Annotated in this window: 18 protein-coding genes and 1 pseudogene; 7 read left to right on the plus strand and 12 right to left on the minus strand. The window is 65.0% G+C overall.

The annotated features are described in order from the left end of the window. Nucleotides 1-12: 12 nt before the first annotated feature. Nucleotides 13-573, plus strand: coding sequence for a TetR/AcrR family transcriptional regulator (locus tag ACH438_RS42635; protein ID WP_397016306.1), 561 nt, complete (start codon nucleotides 13-15; stop codon nucleotides 571-573). Between the two features lie 115 nt (nucleotides 574-688). Here the strand turns inward: ACH438_RS42635 and ACH438_RS42640 are convergent, their stop codons facing one another. Continuing rightward, entirely contained in the window at nucleotides 689-970 is a 282-nt protein-coding gene (locus tag ACH438_RS42640) for a hypothetical protein (protein ID WP_397016308.1), read from the minus strand. Between the two features lie 46 nt (nucleotides 971-1,016). Next, entirely contained in the window at nucleotides 1,017-2,057 is a 1,041-nt protein-coding gene (locus ACH438_RS42645) for an adenosine deaminase (RefSeq protein ID WP_397016431.1), read from the minus strand. Nucleotides 2,058-2,397: 340 nt separating this feature from the next. On the opposite strand from ACH438_RS42645, the pseudogene ACH438_RS42650 reads away from it, so the two are divergent. Further along, a pseudogene (locus ACH438_RS42650) lies at nucleotides 2,398-2,646 on the plus strand (hypothetical protein); the annotation flags it as partial. Between the two features lie 68 nt (nucleotides 2,647-2,714). Here the strand turns inward: ACH438_RS42650 and ACH438_RS42655 are convergent. From ACH438_RS42655 to ACH438_RS42670, 4 genes are all read right to left on the minus strand, one after another. Then, entirely contained in the window at nucleotides 2,715-3,002 is a 288-nt protein-coding gene (locus tag ACH438_RS42655) for a hypothetical protein (protein WP_397016310.1), read from the minus strand. Nucleotides 3,003-3,167: 165 nt separating this feature from the next. Then, nucleotides 3,168-3,824: an MBL fold metallo-hydrolase gene (locus ACH438_RS42660; RefSeq protein WP_397016312.1), complete on the minus strand. Its 657-nt coding sequence runs from the start codon at nucleotides 3,822-3,824 to the stop codon at nucleotides 3,168-3,170. Nucleotides 3,825-4,114: 290 nt separating this feature from the next. Further along, the gene (locus ACH438_RS42665) at nucleotides 4,115-5,275 is read right to left on the minus strand and encodes an epoxide hydrolase family protein (RefSeq protein WP_397016314.1); all 1,161 of its coding nucleotides are present in this window, start codon (nucleotides 5,273-5,275) and stop codon (nucleotides 4,115-4,117) included. Between the two features lie 293 nt (nucleotides 5,276-5,568). Beyond that, nucleotides 5,569-6,183 carry a TetR/AcrR family transcriptional regulator gene (locus tag ACH438_RS42670; RefSeq protein WP_397016316.1) on the minus strand — a complete coding sequence of 205 codons (615 nt, stop codon included), beginning with the start codon at nucleotides 6,181-6,183 and terminating at the stop codon, nucleotides 5,569-5,571. 151 nt (nucleotides 6,184-6,334) lie between these two features. Here ACH438_RS42670 and ACH438_RS42675 point away from each other — a divergent pair, with 151 nt between their 5' ends. Together ACH438_RS42675 and arr are read left to right on the plus strand one after the other, a co-directional pair. Further along, nucleotides 6,335-7,069 carry an SDR family NAD(P)-dependent oxidoreductase gene (locus ACH438_RS42675; RefSeq protein ID WP_397016318.1) on the plus strand — a complete coding sequence of 245 codons (735 nt, stop codon included), beginning with the start codon at nucleotides 6,335-6,337 and terminating at the stop codon, nucleotides 7,067-7,069. 101 nt (nucleotides 7,070-7,170) lie between these two features. Next, entirely contained in the window at nucleotides 7,171-7,584 is a 414-nt protein-coding gene (gene arr / locus ACH438_RS42680) for an NAD(+)--rifampin ADP-ribosyltransferase (RefSeq protein ID WP_397016320.1), read from the plus strand. 172 nt (nucleotides 7,585-7,756) lie between these two features. On the opposite strand, the gene ACH438_RS42685 is transcribed toward arr, so the two are convergent. Further along, nucleotides 7,757-8,572: a cupin domain-containing protein gene (locus ACH438_RS42685; RefSeq protein WP_397016322.1), complete on the minus strand. Its 816-nt coding sequence runs from the start codon at nucleotides 8,570-8,572 to the stop codon at nucleotides 7,757-7,759. Between the two features lie 269 nt (nucleotides 8,573-8,841). On the opposite strand from ACH438_RS42685, the gene ACH438_RS42690 reads away from it, so the two are divergent. Beyond that, nucleotides 8,842-9,690, plus strand: a complete 849-nt coding sequence (locus tag ACH438_RS42690) for a helix-turn-helix domain-containing protein (RefSeq protein WP_397016324.1) — start codon at nucleotides 8,842-8,844, stop codon at nucleotides 9,688-9,690. A 52-nt stretch (nucleotides 9,691-9,742) separates the two neighbouring features. Here ACH438_RS42690 and ACH438_RS42695 read toward each other — a convergent pair whose 3' ends face one another. Genes ACH438_RS42695 through ACH438_RS42705 form a run of 3 tightly spaced genes read right to left on the minus strand, consistent with a single transcriptional unit; the run spans nucleotide 9,743 to nucleotide 13,464 of the window. Further along, a complete protein-coding gene (locus ACH438_RS42695) occupies nucleotides 9,743-11,200 on the minus strand; it encodes a flavin-containing monooxygenase (RefSeq protein ID WP_397016326.1) in 1,458 nt (485 codons plus the stop codon). Further along, on the minus strand, nucleotides 11,197-12,819 hold the full coding sequence (locus ACH438_RS42700; protein WP_397016328.1) for a GMC family oxidoreductase: 1,623 nt from the start codon (nucleotides 12,817-12,819) through the stop codon (nucleotides 11,197-11,199). Before ACH438_RS42700 ends, ACH438_RS42695 begins: the two co-directional genes overlap by 4 nt. A gap of 3 nt (nucleotides 12,820-12,822) precedes the next feature. Then, complete coding sequence (locus ACH438_RS42705; RefSeq protein ID WP_397016330.1) at nucleotides 12,823-13,464, minus strand: TetR/AcrR family transcriptional regulator; 642 nt, start codon at nucleotides 13,462-13,464, stop codon at nucleotides 12,823-12,825. A gap of 202 nt (nucleotides 13,465-13,666) precedes the next feature. Between ACH438_RS42705 and ACH438_RS42710 the strand changes: the two genes are divergently transcribed. Beyond that, nucleotides 13,667-14,551 (plus strand): aminoglycoside phosphotransferase family protein, encoded by an 885-nt coding sequence (locus tag ACH438_RS42710; RefSeq protein ID WP_397016332.1) that lies wholly within the window; start codon nucleotides 13,667-13,669, stop codon nucleotides 14,549-14,551. Nucleotides 14,552-14,666: 115 nt separating this feature from the next. Beyond that, nucleotides 14,667-15,116 (plus strand): hypothetical protein, encoded by a 450-nt coding sequence (locus ACH438_RS42715; RefSeq protein ID WP_397016334.1) that lies wholly within the window; start codon nucleotides 14,667-14,669, stop codon nucleotides 15,114-15,116. Nucleotides 15,117-15,246: 130 nt separating this feature from the next. On the opposite strand, the gene ACH438_RS42720 is transcribed toward ACH438_RS42715, so the two are convergent. Both ACH438_RS42720 and ACH438_RS42725 read right to left on the minus strand, forming a co-directional pair. Next, nucleotides 15,247-15,783 carry a GNAT family N-acetyltransferase gene (locus tag ACH438_RS42720; protein ID WP_397016433.1) on the minus strand — a complete coding sequence of 179 codons (537 nt, stop codon included), beginning with the start codon at nucleotides 15,781-15,783 and terminating at the stop codon, nucleotides 15,247-15,249. A gap of 298 nt (nucleotides 15,784-16,081) precedes the next feature. Beyond that, nucleotides 16,082-16,522: a hypothetical protein gene (locus tag ACH438_RS42725; protein WP_397016336.1), complete on the minus strand. Its 441-nt coding sequence runs from the start codon at nucleotides 16,520-16,522 to the stop codon at nucleotides 16,082-16,084. Nucleotides 16,523-16,675: the final 153 nt, after the last annotated feature.

Below are 16,675 nucleotides of genomic sequence, written 5' to 3' on the forward strand. Positions count from 1 at the left end.
ATGCTCGTACACATGACTTTGCGTGACGCAGCCGCCACCAGACAACGAATCCTGGAACACGCGCAACGCCAGTTCGCCCAGCACGGATACACCGCGATCACGGTCAAAGGCATAGCCGACGCAGCCGGGGTATCGCCCAACCTCATCACCCGCTATTTCGGCGGCAAGGACGGCCTTTTCCTGGCAGCAACCCAGGTGGAGATCGCGGTCTCGAACTCCTTCGACGGGTACCGTTCCACGCTCGGTTCACGCCTGGCGGCGAACATCGTCGCACGCTGGTTCGGTGAACCAGGGGAGGATCCACTGCTTCTGCTGCAACGCGCGTCCGGCGAACGCCCGGAGGCAGCGGAGGCACTGGCGGCCTTCCTCGACACGAACTCACTGGAGCCGCTGCGCCAGTACCTGCGCGACAGCGGCCTCGACGATGCGGAAGCTCGCAGCCGCGCCGCCGCGATCGACGCATTCGTGCTCGGCGTCTCGACCCGCCGCCGGATCCTGCGTTCCGAACTCGGCAACCCCGCTGATCTCCAGGTCTGGCTCAGCGCCACCATCCAACGCCTCGCCGACGGATGAGGCACGACAGCAAGAAGCTCGAATTCCGAACGGATGGAGCTCAGTATTGCCGGACCGGTGTGACCGGAATACACCACCGAGGCGCGCACCGAACCGGCAACACTCGCCTCGGCAGTCAGTTGTCGGCCCCGATCGTGGGCTCGATGGCGTCGGCCAGGTGCTGAATGTCCCAGCAGGAATCAGTCGGTGTGGGCGTCAAGGCGTTTCGGCGTATCTCGACCGTGCCTGTCTTCGTCGCGAGGTAGGTCGAGCAGGAACTGCCCCGGCCGATGGTGAATCCCTCCCGTCCGCCGACGCGCGTGGGGGTGATCCACGGGTTGGCGCCGGTAGGTGACCAATAGTGTCGTGCGTCGGCGAGGCTGGAATTGGTCGAATAGATCTGCAGATCGAACTTCACCGGACTCGTAGCCGCACTGCTGAATTCGCACCCGAACGCGAAAACCCTACGGCGGCGTCTGGAATGTCCGGAGGCTGGGTGCTGGGTGGGCGGTGGCGTAGGCATCGACAGCGTCGATCCAGTGGCGGGTGCGGTCCGGGGGTAGGAATGAGGACCGGAAACTGTTGCGCGCCAAGACGACCAGATCGTTCTTCGACAATCCCATGTCGGTGTGGCAGCGCCAGAGGTTCTCGTTGATGTAGCCGCCGAAGTAGGACGGGTCGTCGGAATTGACGCTCACCTGCAGCCCGGCGGCCAGCATGTCCGGCAGGGGGTGCTCGACCAGTGACGGCACCACTGCCAGTTTGAGATTCGACAGCGGGCAGACGGTCAATGGCACCTGCCGGGCGACCAGGTCGGCGACCAGTTGCGGGTCTTCCAGGCACGCCACGCCGTGATCGATCCGATCGACCTCGAGCAGCTCCACCGCGTCACGGACGTAGGAGGCGGGGCCTTCCTCGCCCGCGTGTGCGGTGCGATGCAGGCCGAGGCGACCGCATTCGGCGAAGAATCGGGCGAATTTGCCTGGCGGGTTGCCGACCTCGGCGCCTCCAATTCCGAAACCGAGAATGCGGTCCGTCCACGGCGATACCGCTTTCAGCAGTGCGAACGCGTCCGCTTCACTGCGGTGGCGTTGCGCGGAGACCACGAGGCCGGCGGTCATGCCCCACTGGTGGTGACCGTCTTCGAGTGCGGCCAGGACCGGGTTCATGATCGTGGCGATCTCGACTCCGTGGTCGAGGAAGGTCTGCGGGCCGAGGAACACCTCGGCGTGCACCACATTGTCGGCGTGTGCTCGCCGCAGATACGCCATGGTCATGTCGTAGAAATCGGGCTCGCCGACGAGCACCCGGCAGCCTTGGTAGTACAAGTCCAGGAAGGACTGGAGGTTACGGAAGTCGTAGGCCGCCTGCAGATCTCGCGGCGAGGGCCAGGGCAGCTCCACGCCGTTGCGGCCGGCCAATTCGAACATCAGGTCCGGTTCGATCGAACCCTCGAGGTGCATATGCAGTTCCGCCTTGGGCAGACCCGCGATGAAGGCTCGCATATCCACGCTCGATCTCCCGCTCTGGCAACGAAGTCCGCGCTATCTGTTGTATCACGACCCCACCCCGGGTGAGTCGCACCCCTACCTTCGGAATTCCCTGTCCGGCAGCCGCATTCACAACCATTCCGCTCGGGCATCGTCCGGTGACTTACCGGCCGCCTGTGAGAAAATGGGCCGGCTGTCGGAACTTCCGATGTTGCCCCAGGTCAGAAAACGATCTTTCCCGCGAGGGGAATGTCCGGGTAACTCGGGGTGCGGGGATCGAGTTGCGGGTGCTGTGGCGCCAACCGGCTGTCGAGGATGGCCGCTACCCGGGGGATAAAAGCAGCAACACGGATTTGCGGTGATGCTCCGGAACGCACTGATCAAAGCACCCGAGGTGTTCACCGACAGCAAGCAGCAACTCGGCGATGCCGTGGACCAGCTCGTCGCCGCAGCACACGACACCGGCGACATCCGCCAGGAGATCACAACACGCGACATCCTGCGCATGGCCTACGGCATCGCCATCGCTTTCGAAGAGGCACCCGAAGCCTGTGACCGCATCCTCACGGTCATGTTCGACGGACTGCGCCCCGCGGTTGTGTAGCGCTCTGCCCCTTGATTATCCGGTACCTAGGGGGCCGGCTCGGACCGCCCGCCTCGCGGCACAATCGCTCATTCTTGCAAGCCGGAGTCAGATTGCCGATCGGTGCGCCGCCAGGCTTGCACAACACTCGGCCAGGCCAGAACCCACACTGTCACGCCTACGGCGAGGCTGGCGAGCATCGACCACGAATAGCGGCCGGACAACAGGTCCGCACCGATCGAGATCACGCTGCCGACGGTGAGGATCACCAAGAAGAGGGCGCCCCCGCGCAGCCTGACGACTCTGGCTGGCAAAGCCAGAGCCTTCTCCCGCGCATTGTGCGTACCGGGGTGGCCTTCCCCATCGGTGTGGGTCATACCCGCAGCGTAACGACCATTCAGTCCTTTAAGACCTGATGGGCGGGCAAATCCACGAGAGGAACCAAGGCCTGCTCCTGCAGGTCAGGAGTGGGCCTCGGTCGAGTCAGCCGGTCGGCGGCGGTCGGTGCTGATGCTCAGCCGATGCCTGATTCGTGAAGGGGTTCACCAGCCGCGCTCTCGCCACTCCTGGAGGTGCGGGCGTTCGGCGCCGAGGGTGGTGTCTGCGCCGTGGCCGGGGTAGATCCAGGTCTGGTCGGGGAGCTGGTCGAAAAGTTTGGTCTCGACGTCGGCGAGGAGGCTGGCGAAGGCTTTCGGGTCTTGGTGGGTGTTGCCGATGCCGCCGGGGAACAAGCAGTCCCCGGTGAAGACATGGGTGTGCCCGTGCGGGTCGTCGTAGATCAAGGCGATGCTGCCGGGGGTGTGGCCGACCAGGCGCCGCGCGGTCAGTTCGATCCGCCCGACGGTGATGGTGTCGCCGTCTTCCACCGGTATATCGGTCGGGACGGGGATGCCCTCGGCGTCGTAGCGTCCGGCGTAGGTGCGAGCACCTGTCGCGTCGACCGTCTCGCGCAACGCGGCCCAGTGGTCCGGATGCCGGTGGGTGGTCACCACGGAGGCGATACCACTGTCGCCGATGAGGGTGAGCAGTGTGTTCACTTCCGCCGCGGCATCGATCAGTAGTTGCTCATCGGTCGCGCGGCACCGCAGTAGATAGGCGTTGTTGTCCATCGGGCCCACTGCCACTTTCGAGATCGCCACATCGGTCAGTTCCCGCACGTCCGCCGGGCCACCGACCTTCACTACTCCCGGATATGTCATGGGACAAGATTACGGCCAGGGACCCGCACCGATCATTGAATCCACGTTCACCACAACACTGTTCAGATCCTGTCCACGATCCAGACCGTCGTTTCCAGCCTCAGGAGACACCGAATCTCGATGTCTCACGGAGACCCCACACGTCGCCGTCGAAGCACTAGAATCACACAGGCCGATGAGCCGTAGCTTGTTCGTCAGTGGCCGCTTGAGACAGCACGGGTCGCGGCATCAGCGGACGTCGGAAAGCACTACCGTCCAGTGGATCTCACGGTCACGGTCGTCGGGCCCGTCTAGCGACTTCGGGCCTGCCGGAAGGCGTTTCGCAGCTCGCTGACCAGCACATCGGAGTGTTCCCAGCCCGGGTAGTGCCCGCCGTACTCCATCTCGTTCCAGCTGATGAGGTTGTGGTAGCGGCGTGCTGCCCAGCGCTGGGCGACCGGGAACGGTTCGCCCGGAAACAGCGTGCAGGCGGTGGGCACGGTCACCGCCTGCTCGTTCTGCGCCTCTGCGGTGCGCGGACCCCACCGCAACGCCTCCCAGTACCAGCGAGCGGTGGAAGCGCCGGTGCCGGTGAACCAGTACAAGGCGATATCGTCCAGCTGTTGCTCGACGCTGACACCACCGCCTGCCTCGGGTCGCGTGTCGGAAAAGGCGACCAGCGCCTCGCTCAGCCACGCGGCGAGCCCTGCGGGAGAGTCGAGCAAGGAGTAGCCGAGCGTCTGCGGGAGCATGCCCTGGACGATCACATGGGTGGGGCCGGTCATCATGAATCTGGTCCGTTTGGCGATCATGGCTTTCTCCGCCTCGTCGGCCGTTGTCACGTCCTCGGGGAGGGGAGAGGCGATCGGCATGGTCAGATGCAGTGCCGCAACGCGCTCGGGTGCCAGGCGCGCCAGTTCGGTGCTGACGAATGCGCCCCAGTCGCCGCCGTGCGCCCCGAAGTGCTCATACCCCAGCCTGGTCATGAGATCTGCCCAGGCCCGTGCGGTACGGCCGGGGTTCCAGCCGGGTTCCTGGGGCCGCTCGCTGAACCCGAAACCGGGCAGGGCGGGCACGACCACGTCGAAGGCGTCCTCGGCGGAACCGCCGTGCGCGACCGGGTCGGTCAGCGGCCCGATAATGCTCTCGAACTCCAGCACCGAGCCGGGCCAGCCGTGCGTCAGTATCAGCGGGAAGGCGTCGGGCTCGGGCGAGCGCACGTGCCAGAACGCGATGTTCAGCCCGTCCAGACGGGTACGGAAGTGCGGCAACGCATTCCATCGCTTCTCCACCGATCGCCAGTCGTGCAGTCGCCAGGCGCCCAACAGGCTCTGCAGGCGTTCCAAGCCGATGCCCTGCGTGCCGTCGGGAACTGTCTCCGCTTCGGGAAGCCGGACGCGGTCGAGACGCTCGTGCAGGTCCTTCAGGTCACGTTCCGGAATGCTCACGGGAAAACGTTCGATCTCGGTCACCACCGCGATAGTAGGCCGCGGATGCCCGACATGCCCGATGCCCGAAATTACGTGCCGCCCTGCAGTGTTGATCAGTTCGATCATGTTGCGCTGCCGGAGGGGCGCTATGAGCACGCGGCGCAGGCAGTCTGGGGCTGCTGCCCTCAGGGACGCGGTGGTTGGTAAATTTCCGCTCGTAGGGAATTGCGTACTCCCTGCGCCGCAGCCGATCTCGCCGCGCAGAACGCCTGCCCAGTGGCGTCGTCGCTCACTGCCAGCTCTGTCGACCTCGGATCTGGTCGGCAGCGTTGCACTCAGTCCTCGGCCGCCTCCGGTTGTGCCGCAGGGAGGGCATTGTCGATGAGTATCGCGGCGATGGCGGCGGCGGACGGGAGGGTCTCGATGTCGAGTGCTCGGGTGCGAGCCGAGGCGCCGTCGAGGAGTAGCGCCAGTTGTTCGCCGAGTTGTTCGGGGTGGGTGGCGCCGGCCTGGCGGGCGGTTTCGGCGAAGCGGGCGGCGACGGAAGCCTTGTAGTCGTGGGCGCGGCGGCGTGCGGGGTGATGGGGGTCGGTGATCTCGACGGCGGCCGCGATGAACGGGCACAGCGGTGTCACCTCCTCCGGTGGTAGCTGCTGTGGCTTGTCGAAAGCGGCGAGCAGACGTTCACGGGGAGTGAGGTCGAGGCGGTCGAACACGTCGGGCATGGTGTCGGGGTCGAGCTGGCGCAGGTACTCGGTGACGAGCTCGTCTTTGCTGGTGAAGTGCTGGTATGCAGTGCGTTTCGACACTTGGGCGACCGCGCAGAGCTGGTCCATACCGGTGTTGTTGATGCCTTGTTCGCGAAACAGCCGCCGTGAGGCGTCGAGGATCCGTTCGTGCGCCCCCCTTCCTCGACGTTGGCCGCGGGGACCCTTCTCCAACTCGGTCATCGTTCGATTCTACCGCGCGGGTAACGGTCGGTGTACTTAGCTTGCGTGCCGGTCGGCAAGCCGCTAATTTAAGTACACCAATCTGTTTACATAGCTTGGTTTATGCAGGTAGAAGCGATGCTTCCGGCCGATGCGAAATGAAGGAGTGATCATGGGCAAGCTCGATGGCAAGGTCGCGGTAATCACGGGAGGGACGAGCGGTATGGCGCTGGCCAGCGCCAAACTGTTCGTCGAGGAGGGCGCGTACGTCTACATCACAGGCCGGCGGAAAGACGCTCTGGACGAGGCCGTCGAGCTGATCGGGCGCAATGTGACCGGCGTGCAAGGCGATGCGTCCGACCTGGGCGACTTGGACCGCCTGTTCGAGACGGTCGCACGGGAGAAGGGCAGTATCGACGTGCTGTTCGCGAGTGCCGGGACAGCGGAGGCGGCCAAGCTCGGCGAGATCACCGAAGCGCACTTCGACAACACCTTCGGACTGAACACGCGCGGCACGTTGTTCACGGTGCAGAAGGCGCTGCCGCTGTTCAACGATGGTGGATCGATCTTCATGACCGGGTCGATCGCCTCGGTCAAGGGCTGGCCCGACTACAGCGTGTACGCGGCGAGCAAGGCCGCGCTGCACGCACTCGCTCGCGTGTGGTTGTACGAGCTGAAGGACCGGCGGATCCGGGTCAATGTGCTGAGCCCGGGCCAGATCGCCACGCCGATCCAGGAACAGTTGTTCGACGCGGAGACCAAAGCCCGTTTCGAAGCCTTGATTCCGCGGGGGAAGATGGGCCGGCCCGAGGAAATCGCCTCGGTCGCACTGTTTCTCGCCTCGGACGACTCGTCGTTTGTCAATGGTATGGAGTTGGCCGTCGACGGCGGCACCTCCGCGATCTGAGCTCACCTCGCGCCCGAGCCGCACTCATGAGTGCGGCTCGGCCCAGGCGCGCAATGATGCGGGAGAATCGCTCATCACATCAAATAGAGGAGAGGATTCACGTGTCTGGAAAGCTCGATGATGGACCGTTCTTCCATGGCACGATCGCGGATTTGCGGGTGGGCGAGTTCCTGACCGCGGGCCGCCCATCCAACTACCGGCCTGAGATCGTGATGAACCACGTCTACTTCACTGCTCTCGTCGATGGGGCAGGTCTCGCTGCGGAGATCGCCGCAGAACTGTCGGAGGGCGACGCAATTCCGCGTGTGTACGCGGTAGAGCCGACCGGGGAGTTCGAGAACGACCCGAACGTGACCGACAAGAAGTTTCCTGGTAACCCGACCCGGTCCTACCGCAGTAGCGCCCCGCTGCGCATCGTCGGCGAGATCACCGACTGGACGCGCCTCACACCCGAACAGTTGCAGACCTGGCGGAATCGGCTGTCGACCGTTGTGCGTGGCGAGATCCTGAACTGACGATCACCCGTGACCCACCAGGGTGGCTATTGCAGTGGGTACGAGCCCGGGTCTCAACTGGTCGTGTCGAGATCCGAGTGGCTCCTGTACGTACGGCCTCAGACCCACTCTCCTCGCGACCGTGCCCGTCAGGGTGCTGCTCGTTGTTCATTCTTGTCGATCGACGAGCTGGTCAGGCTGCCTCTGGGGTGACCAGCTCGGCATTCACCCCGTCGGCGAGCAGGAAGTACGCGAGGAACGTGACCCCCTCGTTTTGTGCGTCGAAGCGTGATATGCGTGCGCCCGCGGGCTCGTAAAATGTATCACCGGGCTCGAGCACGGTCTCCGGCTGGCCCTCGATTTGATAGATGGCTGAGCCGGTTTCGATATTGCCGAAGACCGGGCCGTTGTGAATGTGCAGACCTGCGGCGTGTTCGGGCGCGAGGGTGATCCGTCTGATCTCGACCCGCTGGGCGGTCAGGGGCTCAGGCAACTCCTGGTCCATGACGATCGCACGGCTCATTTGCGGTAGGGGCTCGACCTGCTCTTCGCTGCCGTATTCGGCGTCGGTGACGACCTCCGCGAATTCTGCCGTTCTCCCGTCTTCCGGCAGCTCTTCGATTGCCACATGAGTCATCGAGCTGGTGGATATCGCACCGTGCCAATGCCATTCACCGGCTCCGATCCGCACGGTGTCGCCCGCTCGGATGGTCTCGACCTGCCCGCCACGGCGCTGTACGAACCCGGTGCCCGCAGTGACCACGAGCACCTGTCCGACCGGATGATGGTGCCAGCGGGTGCGAGCGCCCGGTGTGAAGTGGACGCTGTCGACCTGGGTACGTGAGGGGCCGTCGGGGGTGGCGAGTTCTTCGATACGGGCGTCGCCGGTGATCCACTCGGAGGAAGCGGGTACGCCTGTGTGAGGAGCGCGGGATATGCGCATGCTGTGGTGCTTCTTTCGATCGTGTGTGGTGTTCGGTGCTCGGTGGGCTGGAAGGCCGAGCAGCACAAGAATTCCCTCGATCGTCCAGCCGAAATGCAGTTCGTCGGCGACGGTGGGAACGCAGCGCTGCTGTTCGGCTGTCCGAAGCGTATGGGCGTCGAGAAGGGAAATCGATTACCTGAGAGGTAATTCCGCAGCGCGGACACCGGCAGCCGGGTGAGGCGATCGGCGCCGCGTGGTAGCAGGAGGAATGCCATGCACCTGGATTGTGTTGTCGCAGCTGCGCAGGGCGGGGACCGTCGTCCGGCGATATCGACAGCACATGAGGAGTTCGCTTGCCGAAGGCCACCAGCTCGTTCGGCGATTTGTTGCGCGTATGGCGGCGCGCTCAGGGGGTCACCCAGCTCGAACTCTCGATCGCCGCCGGGGTATCCACGCGCCATATCAGCTTTCTCGAGACCGGCCGTGCCACCCCGAGCCGGCCGATGACCTTGCGTCTGGCGCACGAACTCGACGTTCCGGCCCGCGAACGGAACACCTTGCTGATTGCCGCCGGGTACGCCCCGGACCATGTCGAAAGCGTGTGGGACGCACCGGAGATGGCGAGAGCCCTGCAGTCGGTCGATCTGCTCCTCGACAGTCACATGCCTTTTCCCGCGATGGTGACCGACTCGATGCGCAATATCGTCCGAGCCAATCCGGCCATCGAGATCTTCACCGAAGGTCTGCCGCCGCACCTGCTCGGTGACGACGGCACCGGTGGCAATGTGGCACGGATGGTGTTGCACCCCGAAGGGTTGTCGACCCGCCTGCTGAATCTGCCGCAGATCCGCGCCGCCATGCTCGAGAGCCTGCGCGCCCAGCTGTCCGCCCGGCCCGCGCCGCGCCTTGCCGCACTGTTGCTCGAATGCGAGTCCTATCCATGCCCACCGGCCACAGCCGAACCTGCCTCGGTCGGCGAGGTGTTGCTGTCCGGGCAACTCCGCCGCGGAGACCGCGTCCTGTCCTTCCACAGCGCCCTGTCGACCTTCGGCACGGCCGCAAACCCGACGATCGCCGACCTCACCCTCGAACTGGTCTACCCCGCCGACGAACAGACCGCCGAGTTCATGCACCGCTTCGCCAACGGCCAGCGACCCGCTAGCTGGAACCAGCGATCCCTCCGCGCACAATCTGTTTCCTGATCGAGTGGATCCGGCCGGAACCGACACGAACGGGAGGCATTCGGGGACGTGCTCACGCTCGCGTCGCGATGTAGTCCGTGGGGTTGAAGCGTGCAGTCATGCGGCGGAGGCGACGTGCCGACCAGGGCCAGGAGAAGCCGTTGCGGCCGTTCTTGTCGAAGTAATAGCTGCGGCATCCGCCTGAGTTGTAGACAGTGCTCTGTAGCGCGGCTTGGACGTCGTTGTTGAACTGCTGCATCACGTGTGCCCGGACTTCCAGAGATACCGCGCCGCTGCGCCGCAGATGAGTCAGTGCCTGAACCACCTGCTGCAACTGGGACTCGATGATCAGGAACCCCGACGCGACGGCCGATACGTTGGGCCCGAAGAGGATGTAGAGGTTCGGAAAGCCGGGCACGGTGGTCCCGAGGTAAGCCTGTGGGCTGCCGTCCCAGTGCTCGGACAGACTGCGTCCATCACTGCCCTTGACCTTGCCCGCGATCGGCATGTCGAGGATCTTGAATCCGGTCGCCATGATCACGACATCGACCTCGGTCTTGGAATTGTCTTCCCCGACAAGGGTATTCCCGCGAACGGCGGTCAGGCCGGTCGAGACAACCGAGACGTTCGGACGCGCGAGCGCCGGGTAGTAGTCACTCGACATCAACAGCCGTTTGCAGCCGACCGACCACTCGGGCGTGAGGGCGGCACGCAACGCGGGGTCATCGATGGCCGCGCGGATGTTCTGGCGTCCGATCCACTTGAAGGCCGCCTGCCCCCAGCGATGGTTGAACGCGATATTGGTGAGTTCGAGAATCAGTTCCTCACGCCGGCGGTTGAATTCGTGCACCCACCCCAGCCGATGCACACCCAGGCGTCGCACGATCCGGGACGGCGCGGGTTCCATCTTGGGCACCACCCACTGCGGAGTCCGTTGCAGGACATGGAGTTCGGCGACCTGCTCGGCGATGCTCGGCACGACCTGGATCGCCGAGGCTCCGGTTCCGACGATCGCCACCCGCTGTCCGGTCAGATCGACGTCGTGATCCCAGCGCGAGGTGTGGAACACCGGCCCCGGGAAGGAGTCGAGGCCGTCGATGTCGGGCAGACTCGGCTCATGCCACGGTCCAGCGGCGGCGACGAGCGAACGGGCACGGATCTCGCCGCCGCTGGTGTCCAGCACCCAGCACCGCTGCGGCTCGTCCCAGCTCGCCTCGAACACCTCGACCCCGAGACGCAGATGCTCGCTGACACGGAAGCGATCGGCGGTCTCGCGCAGATAGGACAGAATCTCCGGCTGCGGCGCGAACTTACGACTCCAGTCATCGTGGGGCGCAAAGGAATACGAGTAGGCGATCGAGGGGATGTCGACCGCACACCCCGGATAGGTGTTGTCCCGCCACACGCCACCGACACTGTCGGCCTTCTCCAGCACCACGAAGTCGGTGATCCCCGCCTCGCGCAGCTTGATCGCGGTGCCGAGACCGGAAATGCCGGCGCCGATCACGGCAACCTCGAACAGGGGAGTCATGCGTCCTCCAGGACCAGTTGGGCGGCGCGCTCGCCGATCATCATCGACGGCGCGTTGGTGTTGCCGCCGGGAATGGACGGCATCACCGATGCGTCGGCGACGCGCAGCCGCTCGATGCCGCGCACCTTCAATTCGGGGTCGACCACGGCTCGCTCGTCCACGCCCATACGGCACGTGCCGGTCGGGTGATAGACGCTCGAAATGCGTTGGCGTGCATCCTCTCGGACGGCCGCGGGCGAGGTGCCGGCGCGGCCGGGCGCCACTTCGGCGCGGACGTAGGACGCGGCGCCCGGGTGTGCCATCGCGGCGCGGACGATCTCCAGTCCCGACATCAGCACGTCGAGATCCGCGGATGCGCTCAGGTAGCGGGGGTCGATCACGGGCGCGGCATGCGGATCGCGCGAGGCCAGCCGAACCGTGCCCGAGCTCTCCGGATAGAGCAGCACCAGATAGACCGTGAAGCAGGCACCGTCGATATCGGGGTGAACTCCCGGGATCGTGGCATCGGCGCCGCGGCGACCGAGCGGAGTCGCGAACAACTGCAGATCGGGAACGGCGTCGGCGAACTCCGACCTGAGGTGAGCGATGCCCTCCATGTACGAGCCGGCCAGGAAGGTCGAGTTCGCCCGAATGCGCTCCCTGGCCATCGCGGCAACGAACTTCGCCGGACCGAGGACCGGACCTTCGGTGACGTTGTAGACCACAGGGACCACGGCGTGATCTTGCAAGCCCTCCCCCACCGGCAGATCACTCAGTACCGAGATCCCATGTTCGGCCAGGTGTGCGGCCGGTCCGATTCCGGAGAGCATGAGCAGTTGAGCGGTGCGGAACGAACCGGCGGTCACGATGACTTCCTGGTGCGCGACAAGGCGTTCCGTGCCTCGCTTGGTAGCGATCTCGACGCCGACGGCGGCGCCTTTGTCGATCAGGATCCGCGTGACCTGCGCGCCCGTGCGCACCCGCAGGTTCGGCGGCGCATCGCGCAGGTACGCCTCCGCCGAGCTCTGACGACGCCCGCCGGCGGCATTCCATTGAGCGACCGAGACCCCCTCCTGTTCGGCCGCGTTGTAGTCGGCGTTGCGGGCGACTCCCGCGGTCGTGGCGAGCGTGTCGAGGAAGGCTTCGGTCACCTCGGCGAGGTTGCGTGCACGGGTGACACCGATCGGGCCCGAGCCGCCGCGGTAGTCGTTCGCGCCGTCCTCGAACGCCTCCATGCGCTTGAAGATCGGCAGCACGTCCGCGTGACTCCAGCCGGCGCAACCGGCTGCTGCCCAGTCGTCGTAGTTCTTGTGGTGCCCGCGGGACCAGATCATGCCGTTGACAGCGCTGCCGCCACCCAGTCCGCGCCCGTGCATCTGCGACACCCGGCGTCCGGCGGCATTCGGCTGCGGGCAGGTGCGCGGTTGCCACGTGACACTGCGCTGCAGCGCGCCGACCCCGTGCATGGCCCCGACCATGCCCGGAACGCGGACGAGCTGGGAGTCGTTGCGGCCGCCAGCTTCCAACAGCAGGACCTGGGCGCCGGCATCGGCGATCCGACGTGCCACTGCCGATCCGGCGCTGCCGCCGCCGACCACGATGTAGTCCGCGGATGTTTCGTGCGGGAGTTCTCGAGCCATGGGTTATTTCTCCTTGTCGGATCGCTCGATGGCGACGGACGGGTAGTTACGGCGAAGTGCGACAAGGGCATTGCTCAGCTCGACCGCAGCCTGCAAACGAGCGTCCTCGAGCTCCGGGCGCGGCAGGACTTCCCGGAGGACGGCCTCGCCGTCGAACATGTGCACCAGCGACGTGCCCATCAACCGCAGCACTGCGGGGTCGACTCCCGCGCCCGATGAGGGCACCACCGCGAGCTCGTCGACGGCAGCGTAGAGCCGGGTCGCCACCGGAGTGAGCTGCTCGCGCAACTCGGCGTCCGTGCGCGCGGCGATCAGCAATTCGAACCAGACCGCGTTGATCTGCGATCGCGACTGGCTTCGCGTCAACGCGAGCATCTCCCCGACGGGCGCGTCACCGAGGGCGCGAAACCCCGCAAGGTGCCGGCGGCCGACCTCTTCGGCGACTTCGACGACCAGCGCGAGTCGCGAGTCGAAGTGGCGGAACAGCCCACCCTTGGATACCCCTGCCCGGGTGCAGATCTCGCCGAGGGAAGCACGGTGGTAGCCGATCTCGGCGATTGTCTGAATCGTCGCCTCCACCAACGCGGCCTTCGTGGATGCCGTGCGCTCCGCCTGGGTGCGGCGCACATGCTGCTTCTCGCTCACACAGCAGATTGCAACCAATCGGTCGCTAAATGTCAATAGGCCGAAGAGCATTGGGGGACATCAACATTCGACCGGAGCCGCTCACGACATCACGGGGCGGAAACCATCTCATTGACCGGGACTTCTCCTTGCCACAACGATTCTCGATCCCGGTCCCGGCGAGCGGTCACGGAATGACTCGGCCTCGGTACTGTGACTTCGTATGACCGACGCCGAGATCGAGATCAGCGCGGACCTGGTCCGCGACCTGCTGCGAGAGCAACATCCAGACCTTGCGGGGTTGGCGATCCGTGAGGTGGCGGGCGGCTGGGGCAACCAGATGTGGCGTCTCGGCGACGAATTGGCTGTGCGCATGCAGCGCATGGATCCAACGCCGGAGCTTCAGTTGAAGGAGCGGCGGTGGCTGCCGGTACTGGCCCCGCGCCTGCCGCTCCCGGTGCGGTTCGGCGAACCGTCCGAGCGTTTTCCCAAGCACTGGACCGTAATGACGTGGGTTCCCGGCGATCCGCTGGACCACAGCATGATCACCCGCGGTACCCATTCGGCTGACACGCTGGCGGGTTTCCTCCGGGCGCTCCATGTGGCGGCACCCGACGATGCGCCGATCGGCAGAGACCGCGGAGCCCATCCCGGGAACTACACCGACCGCTTCGAGACCGTTCTCCAGGCCGTTGTTCCCGACGATATGGCTGTCGACGTCCGGAGCGTCTGGGATGCCGCCGTCGCGGCCGATGAGTGGGAGGGCCCACCAGTGTGGGTACACGGCGACCTCCATCCCGCGAATGTCGTCGTCTCGGACGGGACGCTCTCGGGCATTGTCGATTTCGGTGACATGTTCGCCGGGGATCCAGCGTGGGATCTTGCCGCTGCATGGGTGCTGCTCCCCGCGGGCACAGCCGCACGCTTCTTCGACATGTACGCGCATGCGAACGAGGCCGCGATCCGGCGCGCCCGCGGGCTGGCCGCTCTGAAGAGCCTGTTCCTGATGCTCATGGGGCAGAACGGAGATCGGGGCCTTCCCGGCGGCAAGCCTCACTGGGGACCTGTCGGTCAGGCATCGCTTGATCGTGTACTGAATGGTGTTTGACGTAAACGCACATCGGCAGAAGAGTGCGTTCGCTGGCCGGTGCCGCGTCCTCACCGGAACGATCGAGTCGCAGCCGTAAGCGCGCCTTCACCGGCTGGGCCGCCATGCTGTTGACATGGGTACCATCGCGTTCTTCATTGCACCCAACGATCAGGCTGCCGCCGGGACACGATCGAGGGGTCCAGGGACGAACTATCCCTCGGTCGCATGCCAGGACTTCGATCCCGATGATGCAGTTGTCGAGTGGGACATGTACTTCGAGGCTCCTTCCGCAGAGCTTCCACCACTCGAGGCGCTGTACACGAGGCCGTGGCCGATCTGGGTAGCCGAGATCGTCAACGATGGCACCGGCGTGTTCGTTCTCCCGGATCGATTGGTCCGCGCACTCGCCCACGCCGGCCCCAAGGATCTGGACGAGCTAGCCCATCGCTGGACCACGAGGTTGCGACAGGTGGACGGAGACAACATGACCTGCGACAACCCGCTGGAAATCCTGCAAAAGGTCGCTCGGCTCGCCGCGACCGCGATCAGCACAGGTGACCGACTCTACTGCTGGCATTTCTGAACGACTGACGCTGCGATCGGACTCAACCGGGCGTGCTGCCGGTCTCGGATCCGTTCAGCCCGTCGGTCTTCGGCCGACGCGCAGGTCAGCGCGGCCCGCGGCATGAGCGGATATCACCAACGGGTGCCGGTCAAGCGCGTAAGTTCTGCTCCGAGCGCAGGATTCCCATCAACACGATGTCCTCGTACGCGCCTCGGACCCAAGCATGTTGGCGTTGCCGGCCTTCGACCACGAACCCCGCTTTCTCGTAGGCGCGAATTGCGGCGACATTCGAGGCGATCGCCTGGAGATGAATTCGGCGGAGGTTGCGGCGTACGAACCCGAATTCGACGAGTTGGGCGATCGCAGCCGTCCCTATGCCGCGGCCCCGGGCACTGGGCACCAAGCCGATCCCGGCCTCGGCATGGCGGGCGAACGAGTCGAACCCGAACAGCGACACGGTACCGACGGCCACGCCTTCGACGTCGACCACGAAGCTCACCGTGTCCTCAGATGCAGCGCTATCGGCTGCGCGCGCGAGCCGCGCGTCGAACCTTTCCCTGGTCAGCGGGCCTGGTGCGGACGGGTTTCGCTCCTCCCAGGTGGCCAGATCCGCAGCGATGCTGAACAAAACATCAAGGTCGTCGTCGGTGCGCGTGCGAAGGGACACGATAGGCATGTCAGGCATAGCCAGCACCGTAACTCCAACTTCTGCGATCAGCGCATCGATACGACGCGTCCGGATCGGTCACTAGACCTTGGTGGCCAGCGCGATTCATGCCTGCACGCTCGTCGCGAACACGGTGCGTTCACGAACGCCCGCTCGGCGGCAATATCGCTCACTCTTGAACACCAGAGTCAGCTCCCCGATCGGTGCGTTGCCAAATTCATCGATCGAGTAGCCGCCATCGGCGATGCTCAGGAGGGCTCGCGGCCTGGTTGGTTTCCGAGGTTGAGGGAGGGGCGATCACCGCAATGGGTTCGCGCTACCAGTTTCCGCTGTTAGGAGCGCTGCAGCTCGCACCGAGTGGAGGATTCCGGACAACATTGATCGGCCCCAACGTCAGCGATGGGCTGCCGAAGCCGAGCGTCGCCGCACTGTACGGGTATAACGTGAGGGTCGTCTGCCCTGCATATTCGGGCATCCAATCTATTGTCCAGTCCTGGCCGCTGGTCCACGGCATTGAGCCCTTGGTGCGTTCGGTGCTGGAGACAAGGATGATTTGGTTGTAGGACGGGTTCGTCTCCAACACTGCGGCATCAGCGGCCGGCACGGTGATCGTGTAATCGGTACGGACACAATAGGCTTGCGCCGGTGTCACGGTTACATCTGCTGATGCATCCGTGTCCGAAGCGATGGTGGTCACCCCCATCGCCGCAACAGCCGCGATACCGACTGTCGAATGTGCAAGGACCCGCACTTTCATACTTCGCTGCTCCCCGGTGTTGAAGACCCCTGTGCCGGGGGACCTTCCTAGCCTATGGGAGGTGCCCACAACCTGGCCACAGTCCGTGAATCGTGTAGTGCAGTAACAGAATGCGCCATCGCGGCCACATCGACGACTGCATTTCGGTCGGAA

Source organism: Nocardia sp. NPDC020380, assembly GCF_044386975.1.
Lineage (GTDB): Bacteria > Actinomycetota > Actinomycetes > Mycobacteriales > Mycobacteriaceae > Nocardia.